Annotated in this window: 9 protein-coding genes; 5 read left to right on the top strand and 4 right to left on the bottom strand. The window is 36.3% G+C overall.

Annotated features, from left to right (window positions below):
- Entirely contained in the window at window positions 1–2,439 is a 2,439-nt protein-coding gene (locus tag B9Y84_RS14880; protein WP_085518185.1) for an efflux RND transporter permease subunit, read from the bottom strand.
- Between the two features lie 156 nt (window positions 2,440–2,595).
- Here B9Y84_RS14880 and B9Y84_RS14875 point away from each other — a divergent pair, with 156 nt between their 5' ends.
- Both B9Y84_RS14875 and B9Y84_RS14870 read left to right on the top strand, forming a co-directional pair.
- A complete protein-coding gene (locus B9Y84_RS14875; protein ID WP_085518184.1) occupies window positions 2,596–3,720 on the top strand; it encodes an NAD(P)/FAD-dependent oxidoreductase in 1,125 nt (374 codons plus the stop codon).
- 134 nt (window positions 3,721–3,854) lie between these two features.
- Complete coding sequence (locus tag B9Y84_RS14870; protein ID WP_221406434.1) at window positions 3,855–6,005, top strand: glycoside hydrolase family 97 protein; 2,151 nt, start codon at window positions 3,855–3,857, stop codon at window positions 6,003–6,005.
- A gap of 91 nt (window positions 6,006–6,096) precedes the next feature.
- Here the strand turns inward: B9Y84_RS14870 and B9Y84_RS14865 are convergent, their stop codons facing one another.
- Together B9Y84_RS14865 and prfA are read right to left on the bottom strand one after the other, a co-directional pair.
- Window positions 6,097–7,476, bottom strand: coding sequence for a choice-of-anchor Q domain-containing protein (locus tag B9Y84_RS14865; protein WP_139828054.1), 1,380 nt, complete (start codon window positions 7,474–7,476; stop codon window positions 6,097–6,099).
- Window positions 7,460–8,530, bottom strand: a complete 1,071-nt coding sequence (prfA, locus tag B9Y84_RS14860; protein ID WP_085518182.1) for a peptide chain release factor 1 — start codon at window positions 8,528–8,530, stop codon at window positions 7,460–7,462. The genes B9Y84_RS14865 and prfA overlap by 17 nt, the downstream gene beginning before the upstream one ends.
- A gap of 255 nt (window positions 8,531–8,785) precedes the next feature.
- On the opposite strand from prfA, the gene B9Y84_RS14855 reads away from it, so the two are divergent.
- From B9Y84_RS14855 to B9Y84_RS14845, 3 genes are all read left to right on the top strand, one after another.
- The gene (locus B9Y84_RS14855; protein ID WP_085518181.1) at window positions 8,786–9,304 is read left to right on the top strand and encodes a YfiR family protein; all 519 of its coding nucleotides are present in this window, start codon (window positions 8,786–8,788) and stop codon (window positions 9,302–9,304) included.
- A gap of 98 nt (window positions 9,305–9,402) precedes the next feature.
- Window positions 9,403–11,322: a GAF domain-containing protein gene (locus B9Y84_RS14850; RefSeq protein WP_085518180.1), complete on the top strand. Its 1,920-nt coding sequence runs from the start codon at window positions 9,403–9,405 to the stop codon at window positions 11,320–11,322.
- Window positions 11,323–11,408: 86 nt separating this feature from the next.
- Entirely contained in the window at window positions 11,409–12,068 is a 660-nt protein-coding gene (locus B9Y84_RS14845) for a Tll0287-like domain-containing protein (protein WP_085518179.1), read from the top strand.
- 6 nt (window positions 12,069–12,074) lie between these two features.
- Here the strand turns inward: B9Y84_RS14845 and B9Y84_RS14840 are convergent, their stop codons facing one another.
- Window positions 12,075–12,476, bottom strand: a complete 402-nt coding sequence (locus B9Y84_RS14840; RefSeq protein WP_085518178.1) for a response regulator — start codon at window positions 12,474–12,476, stop codon at window positions 12,075–12,077.
- Window positions 12,477–12,509 lie beyond the last annotated feature (33 nt).

Genomic DNA, 12,509 nt, shown 5'->3' with positions numbered 1-12,509 from the left:
TTATGAATTTTTCTGTCCTTCCGGTTTGAAAGGAGCTCTAGGTTCTGCTTTTTTAATTCTCTTAATATTAATTTCTTCATCTTCTTCTTCCATATAGAAGTCCTCATCATATTGCTCAATCAATGGGTGGCTTCCTTTATTACGTTTCCCGTCATCGAAAGTGAGCAAGAGAGAAGGCAACACTAGTAAATTGGTTAGCATGGCCACTAATAATGTAGTGGAAGTTAATGCTCCCAATGCTACTGTGCCTCCAAAGCTTGAGGTGATAAAAATAATAAAACCTGCAAAAAGCACGATAGAAGTGTAAATCATACTCTTTCCAGTTTCTTTTAAAGTCTTCGTTACAGCTAATGGCACAAAGAAATTATTGGCAAATAATTCCTGTCTGTATTTCGCTAAAAAGTGAATGGTATCATCAACGGATATACCAAATGCAATACTAAATACTAATACTGTACTTGGCTTTAGCGGAACACCCAAATAACCCATTAATCCACCTGTGATCAGTAGTGGAATGACGTTAGGGACTAATGAAATGATGATCATTCGGAGATTCTGGAATAGAATACCCATTACGATCGCAATAATGGCAAACGCTATTAGAAGGCTAAACCTCAAATTTTCTACCAAGTATTCATTCCCTTTGATGAAAATAGGAGTTGTTCCTGTGATAGATATATCAAAGTCTTCCCCCGCAAAAATTTCGTTCATTCTGGGCTTAATAGACTCCTCCAAGAGCGTATTCATTTTGTCGGAACCAATGTCTGCAATTTTCAGAGAAATTCTCATAGTTGAGAGTTCCTCGTCTGTGAAATTATTCATCACAGATATATCATCTTCATCTTGCTGAAGATAACGCATGATAAAATTATAATCTCTTGAAGTCGGCAAATCATAGAAGGTAGGATTTCCATTGTAATAAGCCTGTCTAGCAGCTTTCACCATGTTAACTACCGAAATAGGTTGGCTAATTGATGGAATACTGTCTAGAAATTGTTGAAATTGGTCAACTTTTCTTAAGGTGTTTCTTTGAATGATTCCTCTCTTATTCTTGGTGTCAATAACTATTTCCAATGGCATAATGCCGCTAAAATTATTTTCAAAGAATCTTAAGTCTTGGATTGTTTTTCCATCCTTAGGTAAATCATCCACCATGTGGCTAATAGAATTCAGTTGAAATCCTCCAATGAATGCAAAGATTATGATGATAGAGGTAATAAAGTAAATAATAGTTCGGTGATAATGAACCGACTTATTCAGCCATCGCAAAGCATAGTCGGTCATTTTGAAGTTCATGTGCTTCAATTGCTTTCTGCCAGGCTCAGGCAAGTAGGAAAATACTGCTGGAATTAAAATGATACTGACTATAAATGTGGCAAATATGTTTATTCCGGCCACTATACCAAATTCTGTTAAAAGCTTGATGTCAGTAAAAGCTAACACTAAAAATCCTACTGCTGTAGTAAAGTTAGTGATTAGCGTAACGATACCAATTTTTCTGGTAATGGTGCTGATCGCTTTTATTTTGTTACCATGTTCCTCAAATTCCTGATGGTATTTATTCAATAAATAAATACTATTAGGTATCCCTATGACGACTATAATGGTAGGGATTAGACTTGTCAGTATTGTGATTTTGTAGCCTAATAAATCTAGCGTTCCCACTGACCATATTACTACGGAGAAAATGACCAGTAACGGAAATAATACAGCATCCCAAGAGCGGAAAAAGGCTAATAAGATAATTGCAGTTACAATAACCGATAAAACCAGTAATTGGATTATTTCTTGACGAACCTTGCTCATCATGGTGGATCTCACAAAAGGTAATCCAGCATAGTGCAGTTCGATACCTGTTGTTTCTTCAAAAGCATCACCTAGTTGAGTAATGTCGGACATTAATCTTTCTCGTTCCGGGGAGTTAAAGATATTTTCATCTAAGGTTATAATAATTGCTGTAGCACCATTTTCAGCATTAAGCAATTGCGAAGAGAAGAACTTTTGATTTTTTATTTCTTGAAGTAGACTGTCCAGTGTGCCTTGATCTTCCGGTAAACTCGTAATTAGCGGTTGCATTTCGAATTTCCGTTCTTCAGTATTTTTTTGAAGCTTTTGTAAGTTCCCAATAGAGAGAATGTTATTAACCCCTTTTACGTCTTTTAACGCATTAGAGAAATACTGAAGTCGCGCAAATGACTGCGGAGTATAAAGAGAACTATCTTTAATACCAAGTGCTAAGATATTATCGTCTACTCCAAAATTTTTCTCAAATTCTTTTAGAGCTTTATAATCTTCATCAGTCTCTGGAACCAGTTTTGCCAAGTCATAATCAAGCTCAACATTTCGAGCACGATAACCCATAAAGATGGTCACCAAGGCCAAAATGATAATCAGAGGCAATCTATATTTTATTACGTTATGCGCTAGTTTTGTCCACATATTTTTAAACAAGCCACAAAGGTAATGATTTTTCCAGTCGTGGCACTCCAAAAACCATGCTTTTCAGCTTGAATGTAGTATTTTTATGAATTTTAATTTTATAATACAAAACTACTTGACGAAGAGAGTGTTTAAGAGTTATATAAAAACAGTATTTTGGATAAAAATAAGAAGCAGGTAATAGTTGTCGGTGGAGGTTTGGCGGGACTAATTTCTTCCATTTTTTTACAGAGATCAGGAATAAACACCGTTCTGATTGAAAAGAAGACATATCCTTTTCATAGAGTCTGTGGGGAGTACATTTCGAATGAAGTAAAACCATTCCTCAAAAGAATGGATTTATTTCCTGAACATTTAAATCCATCCGATCTTACTCGCTTTAATTTATCAGATATAAAGGGAAATTTGGCAGAATTGGATTTGCCTTTAGGCGGTTTTGGAATTAGTCGATACCAATTTGATGAGTTTTTGTATCAAAAGGCTCGAGAAGCAGGTGTAGAAGTCAAAATTAAAACAGAGGTAATTGATACTGCGTTTGCTGAAAACGAGTTCACGGTAAGCCTCAAAGGGGGGCAGAAATTAAATGCTGATTTTGTCATTAATGCTTACGGAAAAAGGTCAAAACTTGATAAGACCTTTGAACGCAATTTTATTAAAAAGAAATCACCTTTCTTGGGTGTGAAATATCATGCGAAAATTGATTTTCCAAAGGATGTGATTGGCCTTTATAATTTTAAAGGGGGCTATTGTGGAGTTAGTCATGTAGAGGATGATAAAGTTAATATATGCTATTTGAGTAGAAGAGAAAATCTAAAGAAGTATGGAGATATAGTGGCAATGGAAGAGGCGGTACTGTACGAAAACCCACTTCTCAAAGAATTACTACTCAATGCGGAGATGCTTTTAGAAAAGCCTGAAGTCATCAATGAGATTTCATTTGAAAAAAAAGCCTCCGTTGAAAATCATATGCTCATGGCCGGAGATACCGCCGGGCTGATCACTCCGCTCTGTGGAAACGGAATGGCAATGGCAATTCATAGTGGTTACTTAGCAAGTTCAATCATTGTTGATTTCTACCATGGCGAGTTGAATCGAGAGAGTGTGGAATCTGAGTATGATAAAGTATGGCAACATAATTTTTCGAAAAGACTTTGGGTAGGAAGAAAAACACAAAATTTATTTGGTAATCAACTAAGAGCAGGTCTATCCATACAATTTGTAAATAAATTCCCTTCTTTGGCTAAAAAACTGATAAAGCAGACACATGGTGAAGTTTTTTGAGAGTGGCATAATATTATATCTCATACCTTCATAGAAAAGCTATTCTAGGCCAGTAAAGATTTATGCTACAACTTAGTGTAAAAAGGACACTAATACCTGTTTTGCAAATGAACATTTACTAATTTTACTCTCTAATGCAAAAACCTATGAAAACTATGATGCGCTATATCTTAATAATTCTGTTGTTTTTACCATCTTTCGTAATGGCTCAAGATTTGAATTCGCCAAACGGAAACTTTGAATTGAAATTTAGTTTAGAAGAAGGTAAACCTACTTACCAACTTAATTATAAACAAATAGCTATCATTAAGCCTAGTAGTTTAGGGTTGGGCTTGGTAGAAGAGGAAAATCTTTCAGAAAACTTTGAAATAATTGCTTCAGAGACGGCTACTTTTGACGAAACATGGACTCCAGTATGGGGAGAAACTTCCACTATCCGTAATTACTATAATGAGCTGGTAGTATCACTTAAGCAAATAGAAACCAATCGTCTAATGAATATTAGATTTCGTCTATTTAACGAAGGCTTAGGGTTTCGCTATGAATTTCCGCAACAGGAGCATCTAACTTATTTTACTATTAAAGAAGAAAAAACGCAGTTTGCAATGACTGGAGACCATAAGGCTTGGTGGATAGCTGGTGATTACGATACGCAGGAATATGATTATACTAGCTCGAAACTGTCTGAAATTAGAGGTTTGATGGAGAAAGCGGTAACCCCAAATGTTTCTCAAGCACCATTTTCTGAAACAGGTGTTCAAACCGCCTTAATGATGAAGTCAGAAAAAGGGCTTTATATCAATTTGCATGAGGCTGCTTTAGTAGGTTATTCGGCTATGCATTTAGAGTTAGACGATGAGAATATGGTTTTTACTTCTCATCTAACACCTGATGCAATCGGGAATAAGGCCTATATGCAAGCTCCAACGCAGACACCTTGGAGAACTATAATTGCCTCTGAAAAGGCAGGAGATATTCTTCTTTCTAATATGACATTAAACCTCAATGAGCCAGTGGCTTACGAGGATGTTAGCTGGATCAAGCCTGTAAAATATATTGGAGTATGGTGGGAAATGATTACTGGTAAAAGCTCTTGGGCTTACGCTGATTTGCCGAGTGTTAAATTAGGTGAGACAGATTACACCAAAGTGGAACCTAATGGCAAACATGCTGCTAATAATACCAAAGTGAAAAGGTATATTGATTTTGCTGCTGAGCACGGGTTTGACCAAGTTTTGGTTGAAGGCTGGAATGAAGGCTGGGAAGATTGGTTTGATAAATCAAAAGATTATGTTTTTGATTTCCTGACTCCATATCCTGATTTTGATGTAGAAGCATTAAGGGATTATGCAAAATCGAAAGGGGTAAAATTAATGATGCACCATGAGACTTCTGGATCTATTCGAAATTATGAACGTCATATGGATAAAGCATACCAATTTATGGTAGACCATAATTACAATTCAGTCAAAAGCGGCTATGTAGGCGATATAATTCCTAGAGGAGAACATCATTATGGACAGTGGGCAGTTAACCATTATTTATACGCTGTAAAAAAGGCAGCTGAATATGGTGTGATGGTCAATGCACACGAAGCCGTTCGTCCGACAGGCTTGCGTAGAACTTATCCTAACTTATTAGCTAACGAATCTGCTAGAGGAACCGAGTATGAAGCATTTGGTGGAAATAATGTAGATCACACCACAATTTTACCATTTACTCGTCAAATTGGTGGGCCGATGGACTATACGCCAGGTATTTTCGAAACTGATGTCAGTCAGTATAATCCTAATAATGGCTCGCGGGTAAGAACTACAATTGCGAGACAGTTGGCTTTATATGTCACCATGTATAGCCCACTGCAGATGGCAGCAGATTTGCCGGAAACTTATAACAAATATTTGGATGCTTTTCAATTCATCAAGGATGTACCTGTTGATTGGTCTGAAACACTGGTTTTAGAAGCAGAACCTGGAGATTTTATAACCTACGCACGTAAAGATAAAAACAGCAACAATTGGTTTGTGGGCAGGACCAACGATGAAGAAGAACGTACTTCCGCTATATATTTCGATTTCTTGGAAAAAGGGAAAGAGTATTTGGCCATTGTTTATAAGGACGGAAAAGGTGCTCACTGGGAGACAAATCCTAAGGCTTATGAAATCAATAAGTATAGGGTAAATAGTAAGTCGAAAATATCAATAGATTGTGTGCCCGGTGGCGGTTATGCTATTAGTCTTATGGAGGCCGAAAAAGGTGAGCTTAAGGGGTTAAAAAAGCTATAGATTTTGTTCAAGTGCTTTGGATAGAATACTTTGGTAAACGTGTGTTGGCCCTTTTATGCTTGTTTACACAGATAAACTGAATAACGAAGAATTATTCTTCGATGAATTCATAGGCTCCAATATCAGGTGATTGTTCTCTACTTTTTTCTCTTATGTCCTTAGAAATCTCAGTTTGTATTCCGGCATCAATTGCTGGAGAATCTTGCGTTAAGTTAAAATCATCATTTCCAGTGGCTTCAAATAGCGGATCTTGATTTCTGATAGAGTTATTTTCACTTAGAATTTCAATGCTGCTCTTAAATAAATTGTGTGAAAATGACAAGCTAAGATTGCCCTGGGTCTGCTCAAAAAATTGGATTTCATCAGTAATTCTGCCATAAATAATAGTGTTTAATAATTGAACATCCATCGGAGCCAGAACTTCGTTTTCATTATTATCCACAGCTAAATCAGAAAAGAAAGCGGCTGGATTTTCGCGAGTAGTATTAAAATAGTTTGCAATTGTGCAGTGCGAATATCGGGCACTTCCCCCTCCAGTATGAGATACAGTGCCAGAAGCAGTATTGTAAAAAACAGAATTTACTGCTGAAAAATCACTATTCAGAGAAATCACTGAAGAAATAGCCATGTTCCCGACAAAACAGTTTTCTAATGACAAGTCTGCTTCATTATCCGGATTAAATATGTTGAGGTTTAGTCCGAAAAGAGCATTCTTGATTGTCACATGTTTTAGGTAATTGTCTTTGCTATTTTCTAAAAACACGATGCCACCCCATTGGCCGGGTGAACTGGCAAAAGGCTCATCTAGCCGGTCATTTGTGAATATTATGGGGTTTTCAAGATTTCCCTCTGCCTGTAAGCTGCCATTAATAATTAAAAAAGTTTCCGTGGCGCTGTATATTCTAGTCCCTGGTTCAATGCTTAAAACGCAAGAAGAATCTACTTGAATGCTGCCTGATAAGACATAAGGTTTATCCGAATTCCAGCGTGTGTTGCACGCTAGGATTGAATCCGAAACATAATTAGCATTTTGACCCCAGGCTTCAAACACAACGGATTGAGAGTTACTTTGATTGATAACTTCCAAGTAATCTCTAACGACAAATGGATTATTTTTATCCCCTTGATCGATGTTGGCGGACACTAACAAAAGCAAACTATCTTCTGCTAGAAGTAATTGATCCGAGAAAGTCGCTTGAGTTCTGCCGTTTAAGGTTAACTGGAAAGCTTGGCTTTGATTTCTCAATCCAATTGATGAAATATTTACCGCATTGCCGCTAGGGTTTTTAATTTTTAAACGCTTTGTAATACTCAGCCTTTCAGAGAACAAAGTGTCGAATTGAAGTGTATCAGTGGAAAAAACAAGGTTTGTTGGTTCAGAAATTGGCTCCGGTTCATAAGAGCACGAAGCAAAGCTGAAGAATAATAAACCCAAAAAAGTTGCAATGAATAACCTAATCAGCTGTTTCATCCAATTTGCTGGCATTTTCGGCAATTTGTAAATTTTCGATAAGGTCTTCAATTTCACCATTCATGATATTCGGTAAATTATGAACTGTATAGTTTATTCTATGATCAGTTACTCTTCCTTGCGGGTAGTTATAAGTCCTGATTTTATCAGATCTGTCTCCACTACGAACTATGCTTCTCCTTTGGGCACCCACCTCCTCATTTTGTTTCGCTAATTCTATTTCATATAAACGAGAACGTAATACTCTTAGTGCTTTATCAAAGTTTTTAAGCTGAGATTTCTGATCTTGACAGGTCACCACCAAACCAGTAGGTTCGTGGGTCAAACGCACAGCAGAGTAGGTTGTATTCACTGACTGACCACCAGGTCCAGATGAACAATAGGTGTCTTTTCTAACATCATTCATATCAATTTCTACTTCCACATCATCAATTTCAGGTAAAACTGCAACGGTTGCCGCTGACGTATGAACCCTTCCTTGCGTTTCAGTAGCTGGAACTCTCTGGACCCTGTGTACACCAGACTCATATTTAAGAGTTCCGTAAGCATTTTTGCCGGTCACGGTGCTGATGATTTCTTTATAACCACCAGCAGTTCCAAAAGTCAAATCCAAGACCGTTAAGTTTAAGCCATTTTTATCGCAGTATCGCTGATACATTTTAAAGAGATCGCCCGCAAAGATTGCCGCTTCATCCCCTCCAGTTCCGGCGCGAATTTCTAAGACAGCATTTTTAGAATCATTGGGATCTTTTGGAATGAGCATTTTTTTCAATTCGTCTTCTAATCGCTCTTTTTCTGGTTTTAATTCTTCCCATTCTATCTTGGCCATTTCCCTAAATTCGGGCTCTTTTTCATTTTCCAAGATGTTTTTGGCTTGTTGAATATCGTCCAGCGTTTTAGTGAAAGCATCATATACTTCCACCACTTTTTCTAAATCAGCATATTCTTTACTGAGCTCAGTAAACTTTTTCATGTCCGCCATAGCATCAGGTTGAACCATTAATTGGCCCACTTCCTGAAAGCGCTCTTTCATACGTTCTAATCTGTCTAACATCTAGGAATCTGTTTGTAGATGCAAAACTACTAAATATTAATGAATAGATTAAAGCGCAAAATTGATGATATTTAATGTTTGATAGTAGATGTGTTGTTAATTCAAAGATTTTTCAATGGGGTTCAGCGATTAATACTTCTTTTTTCAGTGAAAAATGACTACTTTTTCACTTTATAATAAAATAGCAGGGAGTTAACTTACTTTTGTAACTATAACTTTCATTAAATACTAAGACATAAGGAAATTTATTTACAGATGCGTCACTTGAAAATTGTTGCCCTTTTTTTTGTTTTTATTTTCATTGCAAAAGACAGCGTGGCACAGGAAAAAAATTACAGATTTCACAAAGTGTTTTTCTATAGTTTTACGAAATATATTGAATGGCCTGAAGAAAGGAAAACGGGTGATTTTGTTATAGCAGTAGTAGGTGGTTCTGAGATTATCCCGTTGTTGGAAGAGATGGCTGAAATTAAGAAAGTTGGGGATAGGAATATCAAGGTAGTTCAATTGGATAATGTTAAAAAAGGAGATTTTTATCATATTTTATTTGTGCCTTCGGACCAAAATCAAAAATTTGGCGGATTGAAAAATGCCGTAAGTAATCAACCTTGCTTGCTAGTAACTGAATCTGCCGGGATGGCAAGAAATGGGTCAATGATCAATTTTAAAGATGTTGGTGGTAAATTACGATTTGAAGTAAACACCAAAACATTGGAAAGCTCAGGCTTGAAGATGTCTCAGGAGCTCACTCGTTTTGGAGAAGAAATAAATTAATATAGTACATTATAGAAGATGCAGATTTATTGGATTAAATTTATAATTCAATAAATTTCATTAAGTTTAAAAAAGAAAAATTTTTTAAAGGCCAAAAGATGAAAAACTTTCGATTTACGATTGGTAATAAAATACTAGGCGGGTTTATCACCCTTATTTTGATTTTCATAGTGTATGCGGGCATCACTATTTTTACTGTTTCTCAAAACAGTAATTTAACTGAAACCAACTCCAATGTAATAAAGCCTTCTTTAACAGGGATAAAAGATTTTAATCTTTTGATCATTCGTTCTAAAATGTTGGTGACGAATTGGGTATATCTCCAAAGCAATGAAACGGACAAAGAAAGTCTGAAAGCTATCCACGAGGAGGAGTATCCTGCGATGAAAGAAGAAATTTCGGCCTTGAAGGAAAACTGGGACGATGAAGAGCAGAAATTAGAGATGGATACGGTTTTTACTGAATTCGAAAATCTGATGGAAGTGCAAAAAGAAATAATGGGTAGTCTAGTGACATTTGAAGATTATGAGGATCCTATTGTAAAGTTCATGGCTTCGGAATCTATCGAAAGAGAAGTAATTCCAAGAACAGATACGGTTATTGCTCATTTGAATAATATTTTAGTTGAAAAGCAGCAGGAATCTGAGCAATACGAGGCGGAAGTATTGGAATCTTCCAACAGCTTAAGAAATACATCTATTATTTTAGGTGTAGTATTTGTTGTTTTAGGATTGATTGGTGCATTTTGGTTAGCTTCTTCTATAACTAAGCCTGTAAATTATATTAAGGATATTATAGTGAAACTAGGTAAAGGGATTTTACCGGAAAATAACGATAGGAAATTTGGTAATGATGAGATTGGTGAAATGGCTGTGGCCGTTGGTCAGTTGGTGGATGGACTAAAAGATACATCTTACTTTGCCGAAAATATTGGTAACGGAAAATATGACTCTGATTATCAGCCATTAAGTGAAGAAGATGTTTTGGGAAATGCTTTGATCAATATGAGGGGCAACTTACAGAAGGTCGCTGAGGAAGATAAAAAGAGAAATTGGTCGACTGAAGGTCTAGCTATGTTCGGAGATATTCTGAGAAAAAATAATGATAATATTTCATTACTATCGGATGACATTATTTCCAATTTGGTAAAATATACGAAGTCTAATCAAGGTGGTATTTTTGTTATTAACAGGGAAGATGATGACGATCCATTTCTAGAATTGACGGCTTGTTATGCTTGGGATAAGAAGAAGTACTTAGAGCAAAAAATATATGAGGGAGAAGGATTGACTGGTCAAGCATGGTTGGAAAGTGAAACGATCTATATGACAGAAGTCCCACAAGACTATGTAATGATTACTTCCGGCTTAGGTGAAGCAAATCCAAATAGTATTTTGATAGTTCCCTTGAAAGTCAATGAGGAAATTTATGGCATAATTGAGCTAGCTTCATTTAATGATTTCGCTGAGCATGAAAGGGAATTTGTAGAAAAGATTGCTGAAAATATTGCCTCTACTATTTCATCTGTGAAAATTAATGAAAGGACTTCGAAATTGTTGGAAGAGTCTCGAGAAATGACTGAGCAGATGAGATCACAAGAGGAGGAGATGCGCCAAAATATGGAAGAGCTTCAGGCTACTCAAGAGGAAATGGAGCGCTCGCAGCGTGAACGCGAAGACAAGGAGAAAATCATCAACTATACTAATATGATGGTAGAATTAGATGGTTCTTTTTACATCAACAGCATCAATAATATTACTTCTGATAAATTAGGCTACTCCTCATCGGATTTAAATGGGTCAGAATTGTCCAAAATTGTGGAGTCGAAAGATACGCTGAAATCTATGAAGACCTCCTTAGAAGCAGGTAGAACTTGGTCAGGAGTCATTAAGCTAAAAAACAAATCAGAAGAAACTGTAAATGTACAATTTTCTTCTGGACCATTGAGTGGTCAAGATTCTGGCGGAAGCAAATATCTTCTGATAGGAGCAGTAGTATCAAATGAAGAGATGATTTAAAATATGATGTGAGCTAAAGTAGCAGTTCAAAAAAACTTTGCGTGATTTTAAGCCGCTCTAATTTATAATAAAGGATACACGATATTATGTCACATTCCACAAAATTATCGATTGCTATTGTCATGATGGTAGTTTGGGCATGTGGGTTTTCGACCGAAAAGAGAAGACCTAAGCAAATAGAAGATACGCAGCAGCAGCGTGCAGTTAAAAAAGTTTCAGAGGCTGATATTATCAACAAAACTACTAAACTTGGAGACTCTATTACTCAAATAGCGGCTTCGGTTTTTATGGGTAAGACCTCAGAGAAGTTTTCAGAAGACGGCTATAAGGGTGCAGCCGAATATTGTAGTATGAATGCTTACCCGCTTACTGATAGTTTAGCTAAAGAGTACAAAGTATTTCTAAAAAGGGTAAGTAGCAAATACAGAAACCCTAATAACGCGCCCTCTGATCTAGAGCGGCAGGTCCTCGATGCTTATGAATATTCAGTTGAACAAGATGATGAAATCGGTTCAAATGTTCAATTCATTCGTCCAGGGGATACAATTCTTTACAATAAACCAATTCGAATACCTTCCGAGCTTTGCCTCAATTGCCATGGAAGTCCAAGCCAAATTTCTGACGAAATAAAGACTATTTTGAAGGAGGAATATCCGCAAGACTTGGCCACAGGATATAAAGTAGGTGACTTAAGAGGGATGTGGAGCCTTAAGTTTTTGAAAAAGGAGATTGTCCAAGGATTATAGTTTCCTTTAATTTCTATTTGGAATTTTTATCTTATTGAGATGCTCTAAACTTAAGGGCTTTTCTACATAGTCGATCACCATATTGTATTTTTCCGCTTTAATTCTATCCGCTTTATTGATAGATGAAGTAAGGATTATAACAAAGACATTCTTGTCCATGCCATTTTTTATAATTTCATCCATAACTTCCCAGCCATCCAAAATTGGCATGTTAATATCTAATAAAATACAGTAAGATTGAGCGATATTGAAATAGGTATTCAAATAATCTACAACATCTCTACCATTATAAAAGCTTTTTGGCGAAGGATGGAAGTTGTTTTCTTTTACATGGACTTCATGCAAGAAAACAGTCATATCATCATCATCTACGATTAGTACCTCTAAATTTTCTTTAGGTAATGACATAAACGGTATTTATGTTAAACGTAATATTTCTAA

The sequence above is a fragment of the Marivirga sericea genome (assembly GCF_900177665.1).
Lineage (GTDB): Bacteria > Bacteroidota > Bacteroidia > Cytophagales > Cyclobacteriaceae > Marivirga > Marivirga sericea.
The sequence above is the reverse complement of the archived record's forward strand: the minus strand, read 5'-3'. Positions and strand labels throughout refer to the sequence as shown.

Bases quoted from the DNA above. Each gene is read 5' to 3' on its own strand.
- B9Y84_RS14880 (WP_085518185.1), bottom strand. From the start codon at position 2,439: ATGTGGACAAAACTAGCGCATAACGTAATAAAATATAGATTGCCTCTG.
- B9Y84_RS14870 (WP_221406434.1), top strand. From the start codon at position 3,855: ATGCAAAAACCTATGAAAACTATGATGCGCTATATCTTAATAATTCTG.
- B9Y84_RS14865 (WP_139828054.1), bottom strand. From the start codon at position 7,476: ATGAAACAGCTGATTAGGTTATTCATTGCAACTTTTTTGGGTTTATTA.
- prfA (WP_085518182.1), bottom strand. From the start codon at position 8,530: ATGTTAGACAGATTAGAACGTATGAAAGAGCGCTTTCAGGAAGTGGGC.
- B9Y84_RS14855 (WP_085518181.1), top strand. From the start codon at position 8,786: ATGCGTCACTTGAAAATTGTTGCCCTTTTTTTTGTTTTTATTTTCATT.
- B9Y84_RS14850 (WP_085518180.1), top strand. From the start codon at position 9,403: ATGAAAAACTTTCGATTTACGATTGGTAATAAAATACTAGGCGGGTTT.
- B9Y84_RS14845 (WP_085518179.1), top strand. From the start codon at position 11,409: ATGTCACATTCCACAAAATTATCGATTGCTATTGTCATGATGGTAGTT.
- B9Y84_RS14840 (WP_085518178.1), bottom strand. From the start codon at position 12,476: ATGTCATTACCTAAAGAAAATTTAGAGGTACTAATCGTAGATGATGAT.